At 68.1% G+C, this 18,464-nt stretch carries 23 protein-coding genes and 1 pseudogene; 12 read left to right on the forward strand and 12 right to left on the reverse strand.

Going from position 1 to position 18,464, the window contains the following annotated elements; genetic code table 11:
• The coding region (locus WCZ84_RS10485) for a glycosyltransferase family 9 protein (RefSeq protein WP_372686220.1) at positions 1–204 on the forward strand (204 nt) is incomplete at its 5' end.
• Between the two features lie 28 nt (positions 205–232).
• Complete coding sequence (locus tag WCZ84_RS10490; protein ID WP_372686221.1) at positions 233–1,633, forward strand: 3-deoxy-D-manno-octulosonic acid transferase; 1,401 nt, start codon at positions 233–235, stop codon at positions 1,631–1,633.
• 31 nt (positions 1,634–1,664) lie between these two features.
• On the opposite strand, the gene galU is transcribed toward WCZ84_RS10490, so the two are convergent.
• Genes galU through WCZ84_RS10510 form a run of 4 tightly spaced genes read right to left on the reverse strand, consistent with a single transcriptional unit; the run spans position 1,665 to position 4,576 of the window.
• Positions 1,665–2,504: a UTP--glucose-1-phosphate uridylyltransferase GalU gene (gene galU, locus WCZ84_RS10495; RefSeq protein ID WP_372686222.1), complete on the reverse strand. Its 840-nt coding sequence runs from the start codon at positions 2,502–2,504 to the stop codon at positions 1,665–1,667.
• Positions 2,501–2,764 carry a hypothetical protein gene (locus WCZ84_RS10500; protein WP_372686223.1) on the reverse strand — a complete coding sequence of 88 codons (264 nt, stop codon included), beginning with the start codon at positions 2,762–2,764 and terminating at the stop codon, positions 2,501–2,503. The genes galU and WCZ84_RS10500 overlap by 4 nt, the downstream gene beginning before the upstream one ends.
• Positions 2,765–2,813: 49 nt before the next feature.
• A complete protein-coding gene (locus tag WCZ84_RS10505) occupies positions 2,814–3,644 on the reverse strand; it encodes a type III pantothenate kinase (RefSeq protein ID WP_372686224.1) in 831 nt (276 codons plus the stop codon).
• Between the two features lie 38 nt (positions 3,645–3,682).
• Positions 3,683–4,576, reverse strand: a complete 894-nt coding sequence (locus WCZ84_RS10510) for a biotin--[acetyl-CoA-carboxylase] ligase (RefSeq protein WP_372686225.1) — start codon at positions 4,574–4,576, stop codon at positions 3,683–3,685.
• Between the two features lie 47 nt (positions 4,577–4,623).
• Here WCZ84_RS10510 and WCZ84_RS10515 point away from each other — a divergent pair, with 47 nt between their 5' ends.
• From WCZ84_RS10515 to WCZ84_RS10540, 6 genes are all read left to right on the forward strand, one after another.
• A complete protein-coding gene (locus tag WCZ84_RS10515) occupies positions 4,624–5,292 on the forward strand; it encodes an alpha/beta hydrolase (protein WP_372686226.1) in 669 nt (222 codons plus the stop codon).
• A gap of 98 nt (positions 5,293–5,390) precedes the next feature.
• Positions 5,391–6,641, forward strand: coding sequence for a D-alanyl-D-alanine carboxypeptidase family protein (locus WCZ84_RS10520; protein WP_372686227.1), 1,251 nt, complete (start codon positions 5,391–5,393; stop codon positions 6,639–6,641).
• 14 nt (positions 6,642–6,655) lie between these two features.
• Positions 6,656–7,444 carry an enoyl-CoA hydratase gene (locus WCZ84_RS10525; protein WP_372686228.1) on the forward strand — a complete coding sequence of 263 codons (789 nt, stop codon included), beginning with the start codon at positions 6,656–6,658 and terminating at the stop codon, positions 7,442–7,444.
• A gap of 79 nt (positions 7,445–7,523) precedes the next feature.
• Positions 7,524–8,324 carry a formylglycine-generating enzyme family protein gene (locus WCZ84_RS10530; RefSeq protein WP_372686229.1) on the forward strand — a complete coding sequence of 267 codons (801 nt, stop codon included), beginning with the start codon at positions 7,524–7,526 and terminating at the stop codon, positions 8,322–8,324.
• Between the two features lie 180 nt (positions 8,325–8,504).
• The gene (nirK, locus tag WCZ84_RS10535) at positions 8,505–9,590 is read left to right on the forward strand and encodes a copper-containing nitrite reductase (protein ID WP_372686230.1); all 1,086 of its coding nucleotides are present in this window, start codon (positions 8,505–8,507) and stop codon (positions 9,588–9,590) included.
• A gap of 22 nt (positions 9,591–9,612) precedes the next feature.
• The gene (locus WCZ84_RS10540; RefSeq protein WP_372686231.1) at positions 9,613–9,930 is read left to right on the forward strand and encodes a cytochrome c5 family protein; all 318 of its coding nucleotides are present in this window, start codon (positions 9,613–9,615) and stop codon (positions 9,928–9,930) included.
• A 46-nt stretch (positions 9,931–9,976) separates the two neighbouring features.
• Here WCZ84_RS10540 and WCZ84_RS10545 read toward each other — a convergent pair whose 3' ends face one another.
• The 3 genes from WCZ84_RS10545 to WCZ84_RS10555 are packed head-to-tail and all read right to left on the reverse strand — an operon-like array spanning position 9,977 to position 11,889.
• On the reverse strand, positions 9,977–10,783 hold the full coding sequence (locus WCZ84_RS10545) for a MurR/RpiR family transcriptional regulator (protein WP_372686232.1): 807 nt from the start codon (positions 10,781–10,783) through the stop codon (positions 9,977–9,979).
• On the reverse strand, positions 10,780–11,325 hold the full coding sequence (locus WCZ84_RS10550) for a cob(I)yrinic acid a,c-diamide adenosyltransferase (protein ID WP_372686233.1): 546 nt from the start codon (positions 11,323–11,325) through the stop codon (positions 10,780–10,782). Before WCZ84_RS10550 ends, WCZ84_RS10545 begins: the two co-directional genes overlap by 4 nt.
• Positions 11,326–11,370: 45 nt before the next feature.
• Complete coding sequence (locus tag WCZ84_RS10555) at positions 11,371–11,889, reverse strand: N-acetyltransferase family protein (RefSeq protein WP_372686234.1); 519 nt, start codon at positions 11,887–11,889, stop codon at positions 11,371–11,373.
• A gap of 73 nt (positions 11,890–11,962) precedes the next feature.
• On the opposite strand from WCZ84_RS10555, the gene WCZ84_RS10560 reads away from it, so the two are divergent.
• On the forward strand, positions 11,963–12,265 hold the full coding sequence (locus tag WCZ84_RS10560; protein ID WP_372686235.1) for a copper-binding protein: 303 nt from the start codon (positions 11,963–11,965) through the stop codon (positions 12,263–12,265).
• Positions 12,266–12,330: 65 nt separating this feature from the next.
• Here the strand turns inward: WCZ84_RS10560 and hslU are convergent, their stop codons facing one another.
• From hslU to WCZ84_RS10585, 5 genes are all read right to left on the reverse strand, one after another.
• A complete protein-coding gene (gene hslU, locus WCZ84_RS10565) occupies positions 12,331–13,668 on the reverse strand; it encodes an ATP-dependent protease ATPase subunit HslU (protein WP_372686236.1) in 1,338 nt (445 codons plus the stop codon).
• A gap of 5 nt (positions 13,669–13,673) precedes the next feature.
• Positions 13,674–14,207 (reverse strand): ATP-dependent protease subunit HslV, encoded by a 534-nt coding sequence (gene hslV / locus WCZ84_RS10570; protein WP_372686237.1) that lies wholly within the window; start codon positions 14,205–14,207, stop codon positions 13,674–13,676.
• Positions 14,208–14,272: 65 nt separating this feature from the next.
• Complete coding sequence (gene dksA / locus WCZ84_RS10575; protein WP_372686238.1) at positions 14,273–14,713, reverse strand: RNA polymerase-binding protein DksA; 441 nt, start codon at positions 14,711–14,713, stop codon at positions 14,273–14,275.
• A 75-nt stretch (positions 14,714–14,788) separates the two neighbouring features.
• Positions 14,789–15,898 (reverse strand): GTP-binding protein, encoded by a 1,110-nt coding sequence (locus WCZ84_RS10580; protein WP_372686239.1) that lies wholly within the window; start codon positions 15,896–15,898, stop codon positions 14,789–14,791.
• 126 nt (positions 15,899–16,024) lie between these two features.
• Positions 16,025–16,510: a Fur family transcriptional regulator gene (locus WCZ84_RS10585; RefSeq protein ID WP_372686240.1), complete on the reverse strand. Its 486-nt coding sequence runs from the start codon at positions 16,508–16,510 to the stop codon at positions 16,025–16,027.
• Between the two features lie 66 nt (positions 16,511–16,576).
• On the opposite strand from WCZ84_RS10585, the gene WCZ84_RS10590 reads away from it, so the two are divergent.
• The 3 genes and pseudogenes from WCZ84_RS10590 to WCZ84_RS10600 all read left to right on the forward strand — a co-directional run.
• Entirely contained in the window at positions 16,577–16,705 is a 129-nt protein-coding gene (locus WCZ84_RS10590; protein WP_372686241.1) for a hypothetical protein, read from the forward strand.
• A complete protein-coding gene (locus WCZ84_RS10595; protein ID WP_372686242.1) occupies positions 16,702–17,511 on the forward strand; it encodes a metal ABC transporter ATP-binding protein in 810 nt (269 codons plus the stop codon). The genes WCZ84_RS10590 and WCZ84_RS10595 overlap by 4 nt, the downstream gene beginning before the upstream one ends.
• A pseudogene (locus WCZ84_RS10600) lies at positions 17,508–18,374 on the forward strand (metal ABC transporter permease); the annotation flags it as partial. The gene WCZ84_RS10595 and the pseudogene WCZ84_RS10600, both read left to right, overlap by 4 nt.
• Positions 18,375–18,464: the final 90 nt, after the last annotated feature.

Below are 18,464 nucleotides of genomic sequence, written 5' to 3' on the forward strand. Positions count from 1 at the left end.
CTGGACAGCGGCCTGACGCACTTGTCGGCTGGTCTGGGGCGGCCCACCATCGGCATCTACAAGGCGTCCACGCCGGTGCGTACCCCCCTGCAGGGGGCGGGCTACACCGCCAGCCTGGGCGAGCGCGGGCAGGCGCCAGATGCCGGGCAGGTCTGCGCCGCGATACAACAGGCCTTTGAATTTTCGGGAAAACCCTTACAATAGGTCACGATGGCACCCATGCGAGGTGTGCGTGATCCGTATTCTGTATTCTGTGCTGCTGACCATACTGGCCCCGTTCCTGCTGGCCTGGATGGGTCTGCGCGCGCGGCGCGCAGGCGGGCGTTGGCAGGTGCTGGGGCGCGAGCGCTTTGGCCGGTATCCGGCGCCTGGCCTGTTGCCGCCCGGGGCGATCTGGGTGCATGCGGTCAGCCTGGGCGAGACCCGGGCGGCGATTCCGCTGGTGCGGGCGCTGCTGGCGCGTGGGTACACCGTTCTGCTGACCCACCTCACGGCCAGCGGGCGCGCCGAAGGCGCCCGGGTCTTCGCGGCCGAACTGGCCGAAGGCCGCATGCAGCAAGCCTGGCTGCCCTATGATTTCCCGGGCGCCACGCGGCGCTTCCTGCAGTATTTCCGCCCGGTGCTGGGCGTGCTGATCGAACGCGAGCTCTGGCCCAACCTGATGCACGCGGCGCGCTGCCAGCAGGTGCCCATGATGCTGGCCAGCGCCCGCATGTCGGCGGCTTCGTTGCGGCGTACCATGCGCGTGCATGCGCTGCTCGGGCCGGCGTATGCCAGCCTGGCGCGCACGTATGCGCAAACCCTGAAAGACGCGCGGCGCCTCGAGCAGGCCGGCGCGACGGCGGTCAGTGTCTCGGGCAATTTCAAGTTCGACCTGCAACAGGATGCCGAGCAGATCCGGCGCGGGGCGGCCTTTGGCCATGCCCTGGGCCGGCGCATCGTGATCATCGCGAGCACGCGCGAGGGCGAAGACGAGCGCTTCGTGCGCCAGATCCGGCATCAGCTCGACCGCACCCGCGACCAGTGCCTGGAATGCGATCCGCAGGTGTTGTTCATTCTGGTGCCGCGCCACCCTCAGCGTTTCGAGTCCGCCGCCCGGCTGCTGCAGTCCGAAGGCCTGAATTTCGTGCGGCGAACGGCGCTGCAGTCGCTGGGCGAAGGCTGCAGTTCCATGCTGGCGGCCTGCCGCGACGTGGACGTCATTCTGGGCGACACGCTGGGCGAAATGGCCTGGTACTACGCCTGCAGCCAGGTTGCCATCGTGGGCGGCAGCTTCGCGCCGCTGGGCGGGCAGAATTTCATCGAAGCCAGCGCGCTGGGCTGCCCGGTGCTGGTGGGGCCGCACACGGCGCACTTCGAACAGGCGGTGGCCGATGCCCTGCAGGCGGGCGCCATCGCGCGCGCGGCCGATCCCGCGCATGCCGTGCGCCAGGCTTTGCAATGGCTCGATGAGCCCACCGAGCTCAATCACATGGGCCAGGCCGCGCGTCATTGGGTCGGGCAGCATTCGGGGGCGGTGCAGCGGGTGCTCGACGGCATCGAAGACCTGCTGCAGCAGCGGGCGGTACCGCGGCCCGCCTGGGTGCCGCGCCAGGGCCTGGGGCCGCAGGGCCGGGCCCCCAGGGCCAGCTGATATTACAGGGCCCGCTAGCAGATAGGGCCCGTTAGCAGATGCGCAGGCCGTGGTATTTCTGGCCCAGCGCCAGGGTGGCCTGGAAGAAACCTTCTTTGTTGCCGCAATCGTAGCGCACGCCTTCATAGCGGTGCGCGTACACCGGGCGTTCGGCCAGCAGGCGCGAGATGGCGTCGGTGAGCTGGATTTCGTGCCCCACACCTGCCGGCGTACGGCGCAGGTGGTCGAAGATCTCGGGTTCGAGCACGTAGCGCCCGACCACGGCATTGTTCGACGGGGCATCGGCGGGGGCCGGTTTTTCGACGATGGATTGCAGGCGGATGTTGCGCGCATCGACCGGCTGGCCGGCGATGATGCCGTACCGGTAGGTGTCTTGCGGGTCGATGGCCTCGATGGCCACCACGCTGCCGTTGTGCTGGTGCGCGGCGTCGACCAGCTGGCGCGTCACCGGCGTTTGCGCATCGATGAGGTCGTCGGCCAGGAGGACCACGAAAGGTTCATTGCCGACGATCGGCGCTGCGCACAGCACGGCATGCCCCAGGCCCAGCGGCTGGGCCTGGCGGGTATAGATGCAATGCACGTGGCCCGGCAGCATGGGGCTGATGCTGTCGAGCAGCGCCTGTTTGCCCTTGGCGGCGAGCTCGGCCTCGAGCTCGGGCGAGCGGTCGAAGTGGTCTTCGATCGCCCGCTTGTGCCGGCCTGTCACGAAGATCAGCTCGGTGATGCCGGCCGCCAGGGCTTCTTCGACGGCATACTGGATCAGCGGCTTGTCGACGATCGGCAGCATTTCCTTGGGCATGGCCTTGGTGGCGGGCAGGAACCGGGTACCCAGGCCAGCCACGGGGAAAACGGCTTTGCGTATTGGTTTCATGGTTGCGAGGGCCGGGGTGGGGCGGCCGCGGGAGCGACCGCCGCCGGCGGGGAAGTGGCCGAAGACGCCGCGGCCGCCTGGGCCGCCACGTTGGCGCTGTCTGCCAGCCGGGCGACGCCCAGCGTGAGCGCTTGCTGATTGCGCTGTGACAACGGGCGCGGGTTGCGCCCGTGGTCGACCGGCGCCACCCCGAAAAAGCCCTGCCCATAGGCCAGCAGACCCAGATTGGCGATGATGGCGAGCGTCAGCAGAAATCGCATGGGCGCGGTCGGGTCCGGTGAACAAAGAAAGCAGTATATCCCAGGGGGGTCAGCGGGCGGCGCGTGGGGGTTGGCCAGCCACCTGATGCGGCGGCCCCGCCAGCAGTGCGAGGCCGTCGAGCACGGGATGGTCCAGTTGCGCCACGGGGCCGGGCAGGCGCTGGCCCAGCTCGGCCTGGATCTGGGGCAGGGCCCCGCCGGTGACCCATACCTGGGGCGGTGCGAGCGGGTGCTGCACGCTCGCGAGCCGGAGTTGCCGCAGGAGCGCGCCGACCTGGGCTGCGGCGATGCCGCTGGCGATGGCGGCATGGGTATCCAGCGGAAAATCGGCCAGCGGGCCCTGCGCCAGCGGCAGGTCGGCCGTTTCGCGGGCCAGGCTGTGGGCCATGAGGGTGACGCCGGGCAGGATCAGGCCCCCCAGGAACGTGGCGGCCGGCGCGCGAAGGCCGTGCCAGACCAGGGTGTCGATGGTCGTGGCCGTGCCGAAGCTGGCCAGCAGGCAGGCGGTGCCGGCGGCGGGTGCCGGGTCGGCCGTCTGCAGATGATGGATGAGGCCCAGCAGGCCGAGCCAGCGGTCCGAGCCCAGGCTGGCCGGGTTCGAATACCGGTTGCGCAGCCAGCCCTGGCCGGTGCGGCCATCGTGCCATTGCACCGCCAGGCCCCAGGCCGACTGGCAGGCGTGTTCGAGGGCGACGCGCACGGCCGGCCCGGCAACGTTGGAAGCGTGCACGGATTCGGGTACGTGCTGGCCCACGCGCTGCGCCAGGCTGTCGAGCGCGTCGCGTTCGAGCGCCTGCGGTGCGCAGGGCACCCCGGCCGGACCGGGCCCGAGCCAGGCAAACTTGATGCGCGTATTGCCGGCGTCGACGAGAAGTTTCATGCGTCCCTCCAAAGACGGCCCGGGTGCCGAACAGGGCCTCAGGAGGCGACACGGGCCGAGATCTCGCCCACCGAGATGGCGTGCAGGCCGGCCGCGTTGCGCAGCAACAGGTGGCCGCTGCTGTCGATGCCGCAGGCCACGCCCGTTTGCTGCAGGTGGCCGTCGTCGAGCACGTCGATGGGCAGCCCCGCCAGGGCATCGACCTGGGCAAAGCGCTCGGGCAGGTCGGCCAGGCCGTGGGCGGTGACCCGGTTCAGTGCCTGGTGCCAGGCGCGTGCGCAGGTGCCGACCAGGGTGCCGGCGTCGACCTGGGCCGCGGCCGGATCGGCGGCCGTGATCCGCGACCAGTCGGCCACGCGCCGGTTCAGGGCGTCGGCCAGCGTATCGGCGCCGCGCAGGTTCAGGCCCATGCCGATGATGATCAGATGATGGTCGGACACCGGGCTGGTGCCGGTGCGGCTGGATTCGATGAGAATGCCCGCCAGCTTGGCCTGATCCCAGAGCAGGTCGTTGGGCCATTTCATGGCCAGGCGCGGGCACTGGCCGGGCTGCAGCAGGCTGCGCAGGGCCTCGCAGCTGGCCATGCCCAGCAGGGGCGCCAGCGCGGGCAGCTGCCGGGCCGGCAGGAAGACGTCGAAGGCGCATGAGAACATCAGGCTGTCTCCGATCTGGTTGTGCCAGGTGCGCCCGGCCCGGCCGCGGCCTTGCGTCTGCAGGTGCGTGCCCAGCAGCCAGGGGCGCATCAGCTGGCCGTGATCCTGGCGCGCCCGTTCGAGCAGGTCGGCATTGGTGGAGCCGGTTTCGCTCAGCCAGCCCACCTGCTGGAAACCAGGCAGCGTGGCCTGCAGGCGGGCTGCCAGTGCGCCGGGGTCGGGCAGGAAGGCAGCGGGGCCGGGATTGGCCGGCGCCCCGGGGGCATGAGCGGATGACATATTAGAATAGGCGAAACAGGGTGGTGGATGCCCGGGAGCATGAAAACATGAGTTTACGCACAGAACAGGGTGTTTGTCAGGGGTTGGCCGGGCGCATCGAATACACGCTGGACCATCCGTCCGGGGCGGCCCGCGGCTGGGCGCTGGTGCTGCACCCGCATTCGCTGCATGGCGGCACGCGCGACAACAAGGTGGTCACCACGGTCGCGCGCGCCTGTGTGCAGCAGGGGCTGATGGCGATCCGGCCCAATTTCCGGGGCGTGGGCGGCTCCGAAGGCACATTCGATGCCGCCGTGGGCGAGACGGCCGACATGCTGGCCTGCGTGCGGCACGTGCTCGAGACATTCCCCTGGGCCGGTGCCAGCCCCTGGATGCTGGCCGGGTTTTCTTTCGGTTCGGCCGTGGCGGCGCAACTGCACGCCGAGCTGGCCGATCACGGCCTGCCGCTGCCGGCCCGCCTGATGCTCATTGGCTGTGCGGTCGAGCGCTTCCGGTACCGCGAACTCACCGTGCCGGCCGATACGGTGCTGGTGCATGGCGAGCACGACGAGGTCGTGCCACTGTCCGAGGGCACGGATTTTGCGCGCGCCCATCAGCTGCCGCTGCTGCTGGTGCCCGATGCGGGGCATTTCTTCCATGGCAAACTGCTCATCCTGCGCCAGATCGTGGATTCGGCCCTGGCCTGTTTCGCCGCGCCCGTGGATCCGGCCGCCTGAACAGGGCAGGCCGCTGGCCCGGCAAACGGGTATCCGGGCCAGCAAGCGGATGCCTATAATGGCAAATTGACTGCCCGACTTGCACGAAGAGCCCATCCATGACGTTTGCTCCGAAATCTGCTTTTCCGCTCCATCTCGTGGGTTCCCTGGTTCTTGCGGCCGCCCTGGCGGGGGCGCCGTTTGGCGCCGGGGCCGCCGATGCGCCGCCGGCCACCGAGGCCGCAGGCGCGCAAGGCGGGGCGGGTGCGGCAGCCGCCGGGCTGCTCACGGTCGACTCGCTGTCCAGCATCCCGGCGCCTTCGGTCGATGCCAAGGCCTGGCTGGTCATGGATGCCAACAGCGGCCAGATCATCGCCGCGCACAATCCCCAGGATCCGGTCGAACCCGCCTCGCTCACCAAGATCATGGCGGCCTATGTGGTGTTCGATGCCCTCGAGAACGGCCGCCTGAAGCTCGACCAAAAAGTGCATGTGTCCGAGAAAGCCTGGAAAACCGAAGGTTCGCGCATGTTCATCGACCCGAACAGCGACGTCCCGGTCAACGACCTGCTGCAGGGGTTGATCGTCCAGTCGGGCAATGATGCCACGGTGGCCCTGGCCGAGGCCGTGGGCGGCAGCGAGTCGGCCTTCGTGGCGCTCATGAACCAGCAGGCGCAGGCGCTTGGCCTGAAGCACACCCATTTCGTGAACTCGCCCGGCCTGCCCGATCCTGACCACACCACGACGGTCCAGGATCTGGCGCTCATGACGCGCGCGCTGGTGCAGCGCTTCCCGCAGTACATGCACTACTACAGCCAAAAAGAATATACCTACAACAAAATCCGCCAGAGCAACCGCAACCGTTTGCTGTGGGTGGATGAAACCATCGATGGCCTGAAGACCGGGCATACCAAGTCCGCGGGGTATTGCCTGGTCACCACGGCCCTGCGCGACGGGCGCCGGGTGATTTCCGTCGTGGTGGGCGCGGGCAGCGAAGCCTCGCGCGCCGAAAGCAGCCTGAAGCTGATCAACTGGGGCTACAAGAATTTCGACACCGTGCAGCTGCTCGAGGCGGCGCAGCCGGCCGTCATGGCCCAGGTCTGGGAAGGCGAGGCCGACGCCGTCGGCCTGGGGCTGGATCACGCCCTGTGGGTCACCGTGCCGCGCGGGCAGTCGGGCAGCGTGCACACCGAAGCCCGCTACCCGCAGCCGCTGCTCGCGCCACTGAGCGCGGACACGGTCATCGGCACGCTGCAGGTCGAGCTGGACGGCCACGTTCTGGCGCAGGCGCCCTTGCAGGTGCTGGCTTCGGTACCCGAGGCCGGCTTCTTTGGCCGCCTGTTCGACAAAGTCCGCCTGTTGTTCCATTGATACCGGAGACCCTGATGACTGTTTCATCCGACCTGATCCTGAGCGAACGCCAGGGCGACGTGCTCACGCTCACCCTGAACCGCCCCGACCAGTACAACGCCTTGTCCGAAGAAATGCTGACGGCCCTGCAGGCCGCCATCGATGCCTGCCGCGCCGACGACGCCCTGCGCGCGGTCGTGCTGGCGGCCCGGGGGCGCGCCTTCTGTGCCGGCCACGATCTCAAGCAGATGCGCGGCCACGCGGGCGACGAGGCCTACTACCGCGCCTTGTTCAGCCAGTGCGGGCGCCTCATGCAGAGCCTGGTGCAATTGCCGGTGCCGGTGATTGCGCGGGTCCACGGCACGGCCACGGCGGCGGGTTGCCAGCTGGTGGCCAGCTGCGACCTCGCGGTGGCGGCGCACAGCGCGCGCTTCGCCGTCTCGGGGATCAACGTAGGCCTGTTCTGTTCCACGCCGGCCGTGCCGCTGACGCGCAACGTGCCCATCAAGCAGGCCTTCGAGATGCTGGTCACCGGCCAGTTCATCAGCGCGGAACAGGCGGCGGCGCGCGGCCTGGTCAACCACGTCGTCCCAGACGACGAGCTCGACGGCGCGGTGCAGGGCCTGGTGGGCGCAATCGTCGCCAAAAGCCCGCTGGCCATCCGCACGGGCAAGACCATGGTGTATCGCCAGCTGGGCCTGCCGCTCGACAAGGCCTACGACTTCGCCGCCCAGGTCATGGCCACCAACATGCTGGCCGCCGATGCCGAAGAAGGCATCGATGCGTTCATGCAGAAGCGTCCGGCGCGCTGGCAGGGCAAATAGCACGCGCTGTTGATGCATCGCAATACGGGTTGACCCGTACTCTGCTTCAATGCAGGCATTGCGTCCACGGAGTCCCGCCATGCCTGTTCCTGCCCGCTTGCCCCGTTTCCTGGCCCTGGCCGCCCTGGCGGCCGCCTGGCCCGTGCTGGCGGCGTCGGCCTCTCCGGCCGTGGTGGCGATTCCGTCCGGTTCGTTCGAGTATCAGGCGGCGGGCGAGTTCCTCGATCAGGGGATGCCGGTCGATCCGCCGCGGGTGGCGGGCGAAGTCGGCGACGGCGTGCTCATCATGCAGCGCCAGGTCAGCCAGGCCGAATACGCCGAGTGCGTCCAGGCAGGCGCCTGCAAGCGCCTGGACAAGGCGTTTCGCCGGCTCGAGTCTCCCGAACACCCCGCGGTGGGGGTCAGTTGGGCGGATGCCACCGCCTATGCGGCCTGGTTGTCCAAAAAAACGGGGCAGGCGTGGCGCCTGCCGATCTACGAAGAATGGGTACGGGCCGCGGCCGAGCGCTATCGCGAAGAGGGCGCCCTGCCTTCGGATCCAGACAACCCGGCCGTGCGCTGGCTGGCCGAGTACCGGCGCGAGATCCAGCGCCGCCAGGGGCGCGTCAAGCCGCCCCAGCCGTTTGGGCACTTCGGCCTCAATGCGCTGGGCCTGAGCGACGTCGGCGGCAATGTCTGGGAATGGACGGATACCTGCTTCGCCAGCCACAGCGTGGGGCCGTTGCCGCTGCCGCCACGCGAAAATTGCGGGGTGCGCATTCTGGCGGGCGCGCACGTGGCGGCCATGGCGGACTTCATCCGGGATCCGCGCAATGGCGCGTGTTCGATCGGCCTGCCGCCCGCCAATCTGGGCTTCCGGCTGGTGCGCGAAGACGCCTGACCGTTGGCCAGCACAAATCGGCGCGCAACGCGACCGGTGACCTTGAGGCAGATCAAGGTTTTGCAACAAATCTGAACGCAAGCTGAATGACTTTGATTTAGCGCAATCAGGGTTTTCCCTTTGGATGAGATGATGTGGCTGTCGAACAAAACGACTCATCAAAAAACAAGGGAGTTCACCATGAAGGTATTTCGTCTGTGTATGGCTGCCACCGCCCTGGCTTCACTGCTGGCCGGCGGCGTTGCAGTGGCAGACCCTGTCGATCAGCTCGAGCACATCCAGCCCGTGCTGTTGGCCCCCCCGCACGTCATGAAGCACGAACAGGCCACGACCGCCGCGCCGCGCGTGGTCGAATTCACGATGCACATCGAGGAAAAAAAGGTCGTCATCGACGAGGAAGAGGGCACGACCCTGCAGGCCATGACCTTCAACGGCACGCTGCCCGGCCCCACCATGGTGGTGCACGAGGGCGACTACGTACAGCTGACGCTGATCAACGGCTCAGAGAACACGCTCGAGCACAACATCGACTTTCACGCATCCACCGGGGCCCTCGGGGGCGGCGCGCTGACCACGATCCAGCCGGGCGAACAGGTGGTGCTGCGCTTCAAGGCCGACCGGCCCGGTACCTTCCTGTATCACTGCGCGCCGGAAGGCATGGTGCCTTGGCACGTGGTCTCGGGCATGAGCGGCACCTTGATGGTGCTGCCGCGCGACGGCCTGAAAGACGCCGACGGCCAGCCGCTCAAGTACGACACCGCTTTTACCATCGGCGAGTTCGATCTCTACATCCCCAAGGATGAAGACGGCGAATACAAAGAGTACGACACGCCGCTGGAAAGCTATGGCGACACGGTCGAGGTCATGCGCACGCTGACCCCCAGCCACATCGTGTTCAACGGCAAGGTGGGCGCCCTGATGGGCGAAGGCGCGCTGCCGGCCAAGGTGGGCGAGACGGTGCTGTTCATCCATTCGGTGGGCAACCGCGATACGCGCCCGCACCTGATCGGCGGTCACGGCGATTACGTCTGGCAGAGCGGCAAGTTCGCCAACGCCCCCGAAAAAGACCTCGAAACCTGGTTCATCCCGGGTGGCGCGGTGGGTGCGGCGCTCTACACCTTCAAGCAACCTGGCGTCTATGCCTACGTCAACCATAACCTGATCGAGGCGTTCGAGCTCGGTGCCGCCGGCCACGTGGTGGTCGAAGGCGACTGGAACGACGACCTCATGAAACAGGTGGCGGCACCCGCACCCATCCCACAATAATCGAACCCCTACGGAGAAGACCATGTTGAAGACCCTGAGCATCGCCGCCCTGTCGCTGGCCCTGCTGCCCGCGCTGTCGGTGGCCTCGGATGCCGGCACCCTGAAAACCGGCGAAAAGCTGTACAAGCAGGCGTGTGTCGCGTGCCACAGCACCGGCGCCGCCAACGCGCCCAAGCTGGGCAACAAGAAGGCCTGGGAGCCCATCATCGCACGCGGCATGGATGAAATGATGCTGGTGGCCACGCAGGGCAAGGGCGGCATGCCGGCCCGTGGCGGTACCAAATTCGATGACGCCAGCCTGCGGGCCGCGGTCGAATACATGGTCAGCCGGGTTCGCTGATCCGCCCCCGGGGCCGCAGGCGCGGCCCGCCACGCAGCCGCCTGGGTCAGCCGGGCGGCTGTTCTGTGTCCGACAGCAGGCGCAGCTGCCAGACCAGCAGTTCCACCAGGGCCTGCAGGGCCACCGAAGACGGCAGGCCCAGCGGGTTGCCGGCGGGGTACAGCAGGGGGTGCCCGGCGATGCGGGCGCACGGCGCCAGCGGGCTGTCGCTCAGGGTGACCAGGGCGCAGCCCTGTTCCAGGGCGGCCAGGCCCAGCGCCAGGGTGTCGGGCACGTAGGGATCCTGTTCGATGAGGACGACGGCGTCCTGGGGCCGCAGGTGGCGCAACATGAGCTGCATGATGCCGCCCGTGTTCTGCAGCAGGTGCACGTCGGGCCGGAACAGGCTGCACAGGTAGCGCAGGCTGAAGGCCGCGGGATGGCTCGCATGAAACCCGGCCACGCCGATGTGCGGCGCCCGCGCCAGGCGTTCGGCACCGGCCATCACCGCCTGGCGGTGGTTGCGTTCGGCCAGCGCGGCCAGATGGCGCGATTGCTGCTGCACCTGGGCCAGCCAGCCGTCCGTGCGCGATGTCTGCATCAGCGAGACCGAGGCGGAGATCTCGCTGGCCTGCAGATCCCGTACGAACACGGCCTTCAGCGCGTCCCAGCCCGGAAAGCCCAGGTGGCGGGCCAGGCGCACCAGCGTGGCCGGCTGCACGCCGATCAGCGCCGCCAGCTTGCGCGCCGAGAGCGTACCGACCTGGGTGGGGTGTTCGAGCAGGTAACGGGCGGCCAGCCGGAACTGCGGGCTCAGGCGGTCGTATTGGGCCCGAATGTCGCGCGTGAGCGCCTCGAGCGTGGGTTGGTTCATGGTTCGCGCGACCACAGGACGTCGGCCACGCCCGCTTGCTGGTTCAGCTGGCGGGCCAGCACGAAGAACAGGTCCGAGAGCCGGTTCAGGTACTGGCGTACCGGCGGGTTGACCGGTTCCTGGGCGGCCAGGGCGACCACGGCGCGCTCGGCGCGCCGGGCCACGGAGCGGGCCAGGTGTGCCCAGGCGCCGGCCGGCGAGCCCCCCGGCAGGATGAATTCCTGCAGGGCGCCCAGGCCCTTGTTGGCAGCCTGGATGGCGGCGTCCAGGGCATGCACCTGCGCTTCTGTAACCAGGCTCGTGCCCGGGATGCTCAGTTCGCCGCCCAGATCGAAGAGGGTGTTCTGGACCTGGGCGAGCAGGGCGTCGACGGGCGGGGGCAGCGTGTGGGTGCGCCAGATGCCGATCGTGCTGTTCAGCTCGTCGACTTCGCCCAGCGCCTGGATGCGCGGGGCATTCTTGGGCACGCGCTGGCGGTCGCCCAGGCCGGTGGTACCGTCATCCCCGGTGCGGGTGGTCACGATGGAAACACGTATCGACATGGTGGCAGATCCTCCGAGGCTAGGATGGTGGCTGCGCGCAACGGGTCAGGCCTGCGCGGCCAGGCGCTGCAGGGCGTCGCCGGCGACACGCACGATGCGCCATTCCTGCAGGATTTCGGCACCGTGGTGCCTGTAGAAGTCTATCGCGTTCTGGTTCCAGTCGAGCACGACCCACTCGAAGCGCCCGCAACCCAGCGCCAGTGCCTGTGCCGCCAGGTGCCGCAGCGCCCAGCCGCCCAGGCCGCGGCCGCGATGGGCCGGCGTGATGTACACGTCTTCCAGATACAGCCCGCGCCGGTCGAGAAAGCTGGAATAGTTGTGGAACCAGATGATGTAGGCGACCGGCTGCCCGGGCTGGCCGGCCGGGGTGATGACCAGGCAGCGGGCGGCTGGCTCGGGGCCGAAAAAACTGCGCTGCAGGCTGGCGGGCGTGGCCTTGAAGGTATCGAGCAGGCGTTCGAACGTGGCCATCTCGTGCATCAGGGCATGCACGGCGGGTACGTCGCCCGGGGCGGCCGGGCGCAGGGTATAGCCGGGAACGGCATGGGAATGAGCGTCTGGCATGGGGCGGGCACGTCGCGTACGTTTCGCGGTATGCTGATTCTATCGCTGAAAGAAATCCAGGAGAGTGTAGCGCATGAACCCCAGAATGCTAACGGCTGGCGCCCTGGCCGCGCTGGCCGCCACCGGGCTGGCGGCCCAGGTGGCGGTCGCGCAGCCTGTGCAGGCCCAATCCAGCGGCAAGGTGGTGCGGGTCGACCCGGCCAAGGGCAAGATCGCCATCCAGCACGGCGCCATCGCGCCGCTGGATCTACCCGCCATGACGCTGGTGTATCAGATCGATCCCGCCCTGCTGGCGGGCGTGTCCGTGGGCGACGTGGTCAAGTTCACGGCCGAACGCAGCGACAAGCGCTACCGCATCGTCCAGCTCAAGAAATAGGGCGGGGCCGCGCGCCCCGTGGCGGGCGCGCATGGGCCAGCCAGCCGGCGGGGCTCGCCCGGGCGTCAGAGCACGTAGCGGGCCAGATCCTGGCTGGCTGCGGCTTCGGACAGCTTGTCGTCCACGTAGGCGGCGTCGATGCGCACGGTGTCCGAGCCGGGGTTGGATGCATCGAAGGACAGATCCTCGAGCAGTTTTTCCATCACCGTGTACAGGCGCCGCGCGCCGATGTTCTCGGTGCGTTCATTCACCTGCCAGGCGAGTTCGGCCAGGCGGTGGATGCCTTCGTCCGTGAATTCGAGCGTGACGTCTTCGGTGGCCAGCAGCGCTACGTATTGCTTGACCAGCGACGCGTCGGTTTCGTTCAGGATGCGCACGAAGTCTTCGGTGGTGAGCGAATCGAGCTCGACCCGGATCGGGAAACGGCCCTGCAGTTCGGGGATCAGGTCCGAGGGGCGCGACAGGTGGAAGGCGCCCGAGGCGATGAACAGGATGTGGTCGGTCTTGACCATGCCGTACTTGGTGCTCACCGTGGTGCCTTCGACCAGCGGCAGCAGGTCGCGCTGCACGCCCTGGCGCGAGACATCGGCCCCGCCGTGCTCCTGGCGGGTGGCGATCTTGTCGATTTCATCCAGGAACACGATGCCGTGCTGTTCGACCAGGGTGACCGCGTGGCCCCGCAGGTCGTCCTCGTTGATGCGCCGGGCGGCTTCTTCTTCGACCAGCAGGCGGAAGGCCTCGCGCACCGACAGCTTGCGCGACTTGGTCTTGCCCTGGGCGAGGCCGGCGAACATGCCGCGCAGCTGCTCGGTCATTTCTTCCATGCCGGGCGGCGCCATGATTTCCATGCGGGCCGGCGCCTGGGTGATGTCGATCTCGATCTGGGTGTCGTCGAGCTGGCCTTCGCGCAGCCGTTTGCGAAAAATCTGCCGGGTATTGGTTTCTTCGCGCTCGGGCTCGCCGCGGGCATTGCGCGGCGGCGGCAGCAGGGCATCGAGGATACGGTCTTCAGCGGCGTCTTCGGCCTGGGCCCGCACGCGCCGCGTTTCGGTCTCGCGGATCTGCTTGGCCGCGACCTCGACCAGGTCGCGCACGATGGTGTCCACGTCGCGCCCCACGTAGCCGACCTCGGTGAACTTGGTGGCTTCGACCTTGATGAACGGGGCGTTGGCCAGCCGCGCCAGGCGGCGCGCGATCTCGGTCTTGCCCACCCCCGTGGGGCCGATCATGAGGATGTTCTTGGGCACGATTTCGTGGCGCAGGGGTTCGGCCACCTGCTGGCGCCGCCAGCGGTTGCGCAGGGCCACCGCGACCGAGCGCTTGGCGCGTTCCTGGCCGACGATGTGCTTGTCCAGCTCGGAGACGATCTCGCGAGGGGTCATGGGGGTGTTGGCATCAGACATGGGGGTTACAGCGTTTCGATGATGTGGTTCTGGTTGGTATAGATGCAGAGCTCGCCGGCGATTTCGAGCGAGCGCGCGACCACGTCGGCGGGCGCAAGATCGGTGGCCTGCATCAGGGCCCGCGCGGCCGACTGGGCGTAGGCCCCGCCCGAGCCGATGGCGGCGATGCCGTGCTCGGGTTCGAGCACGTCGCCATTGCCGGTGAGGATCAGGGTGTGTTCGGCATCGGCCACGATCAGCATGGCCTCGAGACGGCGCAGGACGCGATCGGTGCGCCAGTCGCGCGTGAGTTCGACGGCCGCCCGCATCAGGTGGCCCTGGTGCTTGTCGAGCTTGGCTTCGAAGCGCTCTTGCAGGGTGAAGGCGTCGGCCGTGGCGCCGGCGAAGCCGGCCAGCACCTTGTCATGGTACAGCCGGCGGATCTTGCGGGCCGTGGCCTTGATGACGATGTTGCCCAGGGTGACCTGGCCATCGCCGCCCAGGGCCACCTGGTTGCCGCGACGGACGCAAAGAATGGTGGTGGCGTGAAAGGATTCCATGAGGCTCTCTTGGGTTGGAAAGAGCTACATGGGGGCGAAGCCGGCGGTTTCAAGGGCGCCGGGGTTCAGTCGCCGTATAGTTTTTGGCGCATTTCGCGGCGTTCCTGGGCTTCGAGCGACAGGGTGGCGGTGGGCCGGGCCAGCAGGCGCGCCAGGCCGATGGGTTCGCCCGTTTCTTCGCACCAGCCATATTCGCCGGTTTCGATGCGGGCGATGGATTGCTGCACCTTCTTGAGCAGTTTGCGTTCGCGGTCGCGCGTGCGCAATTCGAGGGCGTGCTCTTCTTCGATGGTGGCGCGATCGGCCGGGTCTGGCACGTATTGTGTTTCGCGCAGGTTTTCGGTGGTGGCGCCGGCGTTGGTGAGGATTTCGTGTTCGAGCTGGCGCAGGCGTTCGCGAAAGAATGCCAGCTGCGCGTCGTTCATGTAGTCCTTCTCGGGCATTGCCAACAGTTCCTTTTCGGTCGGCAACCGGACCGGAGAATGAGTGGTGGATTTGCTAGCCATGTCGTGATCCTCTGTTGTGTGTCTGCTTGCCTGGCCGCCCGAGCATCTGGTTGCGGGGCGGTGCTGTGGCGGCTTTCAGGCCAGACATTGTTCCAGCCCCTGTGTAAAGATGTCTTTGGGCAGTGTACGGCCGATGAAGACCATGCGGGTATTCGGTGTTTCACGGGTAGCCCAGGGCTTGCCCGGCTCGGCGCCGAACATCATGTGCACGCCCTGGAACAGCATGCGCCGTTGGATGCCCTTGATGTACAGGATGCCTTTGTAGCGCAGCAGGTCGGTGCCGTAGACCTGCACCACCCCGCTCAGGAAGTCTTCCAGGCGCTCGGGGTCGAAAGGCCGGTTCGAGCGGAATACGAAGGCGCCGATGTCGTCATGGTGCGCGTGATGGTGCCCATGATGGTCGGGGTGGCAGCCCGGGCCGCAGACGTGACCGTCCTCGTCGTGCTCATGATCATGCTCATGCTCGTGATCGTGATCGTGGTCGTGGTCGTGGTCGTGCCCGGCGGCCTGTTCGGCAAGGAATTCGGGGTCGATGTCGAGAATGGCATCCAGGTTGAAACCGCTGACGTCGAGCAGAACGTTCAGGTCGGTCTCGCCGAAATGGACCGGCGCGATGCTGGCGCGCGGATTGATGTGCATCAGGCGCTTGCGCAGTGCCTGGTAATCGGCCTCGTTGACCAGGTCTTTCTTGGAGACCAGGATACGGTCGGCAAAGCCGACCTGGCGCTGGGCTTCTTCTTGGCGATCGAGCGTGGCCATGCCGTGGCGGGCGTCCACGACCGTGATGACGGCATCGAGCCGGTAGGTTTCGGCGATGTCGTCGTCCATGAAGAATGTCTGGCAGACGGGGCCCGGGTTGGCCATGCCGGTGGTTTCGATGATCACCCGGTCGAAGGCCACCTGCCCCTGATCGCGGCGCCCGGCCAGGTCGTTCAGGGTGCGGACCAGGTCGCCGCGCACCGTGCAGCACACGCAGCCGTTGCTCAGTTCGATGATTTGTTCTTCGCTGTCCTGCACCAGCAGGTCGTTGTCGATGTTTTCCTCGCCGAACTCGTTTTCGATCACGGCAATGCGCTGGCCGTGGAATTCGGACAGGATGCGTCGCAGCAACGTGGTCTTGCCAGCCCCCAGAAAACCGGTCAGTACGGTGACGGGGATCATGGGTTCGGAAAAGGCGGAATTCATTTTTGTCAAGTGGTCAGGGTCAACGCGCCATTACATCATGGTATGCAAGATTGGGCAAACTGCCCGGCCATTGGCTGCCCGGCTCTTTGGCCAGGCCTGCGGCCAGGCTTCCGGCCGGGTTGCCGGTCAGGCCTCTGGCTGGGCGGCGCAGCGGCCGCACAGCGCGCGCAGTTCGGGCAGGTCGGCCTCGTGGCCCGCCAGGGCGAAGCCGGCGCGCGCCACGCAGCGGGCCAGTTGTTGGCCCAGGGCCGGATCGTTCAGTTCGGCCACCCGGCCGCAGCGCGGGCAGACCAGCAGTAGGTCGTGCGGTTCACCCCCCGCGTCGGTGCAGGCGCTCCAGGCGTTGACCGCATCCAGGCGGTGGATCAGGCCCTGGGCCGTGAGAAAATCCAGGGCGCGATAGACCGTGGGCGGGGCGGCCCCCGGCAGCGAGCCCTGCAGCAAGGCCAGCAGTTCATAGGCCTTGAGGCTGCCCGGATGGCGCAGCAGGGCTTCGAGCACCTGGCGCCGCAACGGCGTCAGCCGCGACCCGCGCCGGGCACACAGTTGCTCGGCGATGGCCAGCTGGCGGGCGATTGCGCCCGGGTCCAGAGTGTCAGCGGGGCGAGTCATGATGGTTATGTTATAACATAACATTCGCAGGTCGACTGCTCCTTCTTTCCATTCGGGTGTGCCCACATGAGTTCTCCGCTTTCTGCCCGCCGCGTACGCGGCTCGGCACTGCTGGCGTCGGCAGCCGGCCGCATGGCGGGCGCCGGTCTGGTGGTGGTGCTGTTGTGGTGGCTCACGCTGTGGGCCCTGCAATGAGGGCCAGCCCAGCCGGTCCAGCCGATCCAGTCAGCGCGCCCGGCGCGGCCGGCGTAGCCGAGTCAGCGGCTTGCGGGGGGGCGGCGGCGCCGGCCGCGGCGGCGATTACGCTGAAGCAGGTCTGGCTGGCGCGTCAGGGCCGGGTGATCGTGCGCGATCTCGACGGGGTCTTCACGCAGGGCTCGTTGGCGGCGATCGTAGGGCCCAATGGGGCGGGTAAATCCACGCTGGTCGATGCCCTGGCCGGCCGCCTGATGCCTGTGCACGGGCAGATTCTGCTGCACGAAAGCGTGCAGGGCCAGCTGGCCTGCCTGCCGCAACGGGGCACGCTCGATCGGGGGGTGCCGATCCGCACCTTCGACCTGGTGGCGCTGGGGGCGTGGCACCGCCTGGGGCCCTGGCGCGGGCTGTCGCCGGCCGACCACGATGCGGTCGAGGCGGCGCTGCAGGCGGTCGGGCTGGCAGGACAGGGGCGCCAGCCCATCGCCACCCTCTCCGGCGGGCAGCTGCAGCGCGCCCTGTTTGCCCGGCTGATCGTGCGCGATGCCCGGGTCATCGTGCTGGACGAGCCCTTTTCGGCCGTGGACCGGGCCACCACCGAAGACCTGCTGGCGCTGTTGCAGCAGTGGCACGCCCAGGGCCGAACGCTGATCGTGGTGCTGCACGATCTGGACATGGTCCGCACCCATTTCCCACGCGCTTTGCTGCTGGCGCGCCAGCAGGTGGCCTGGGGGCCCACGGCCGAGGTGCTCACCGCGGCGCATCTGCACCTCGCGCGTCACCTGTGTGCCGGGGAAGCGGCATGAGCGGGTTGTGGCATGCGTTGGTGCAGCCCTTCATCGAGTTCGCATTCATGCGCCGCGCGCTGGCGGGGTCCTGGGCGCTTTCGCTGGCGGCCGGGCCGCTGGGCGTGGTGCTGGTCCTGCGTCGTCTGAGTCTCATGGGCGATGCCATGGCCCATGCCATCCTGCCCGGGGTGGCGGTGGGCTTCCTGACAGCGGGGTTTTCTCTTCCCGCCATGACGCTGGGCGGGCTCGTCACGGGGGTGGTGGTGGCGGTGCTGGCGGGGCTGGTATCGCGCGTCACGCCGCTGCGCGAAGACGCCAGCTTCGCCGCCTTCTATCTGGTGTCGCTGGGGCTGGGGGTGCTGCTGGTCTCGCTCAAGGGCACCAGCGCGGACCTCATGCACGTATTGTTCGGCACCGTGCTTGGCCTGGATGATGCCGCCTTGGTGCTGGTGGCGGCGGTCAGCAGCCTGACGCTGCTGGCCCTGGCCGCCCTGTACCGGGTGCTGGTGCTCGAGTGCCTGGATCCGGGTTTCCTGCGCGCCGAAGGCGGGCATGCGGGCGCCTGGGCGCACATGGCCTTTCTGCTGCTGCTGGTGCTCAATCTGGTGGCGGGCTTCCAGGTGCTGGGCACCTTGATGGTGGTGGGGATCATGATGCTGCCGGCCACGGCGGCGCGTTTCTGGGTGCACTCGGTAGGGGCGCAGATGGTGCTGGCGGCCATCCTGGGGGCGCTGGCCTCGTGGGCGGGGCTGCTGCTGTCGTACCGCTTCGACGTGGCGGCGTCGCCCGCCATCATCCTGCTGGCCGGCCTGCTGTATTTCCTGTCGGTGGCCGTGGGGCCGCGGGGGGGCCTGTGGCAGGCCTGGCGGCGCCAGCGGCGCAAGATGGCCCGGGGGGTGGGCGCGGGCGTCTGGCTGGCGCCCGTGCTGGCGCTTGCCGGGTTGGCCGCGTCGCCCGTGCCCGCACGGGCC

Source organism: Castellaniella sp. (assembly GCF_041675725.1).
Lineage (GTDB): Bacteria > Pseudomonadota > Gammaproteobacteria > Burkholderiales > Burkholderiaceae_B > Castellaniella.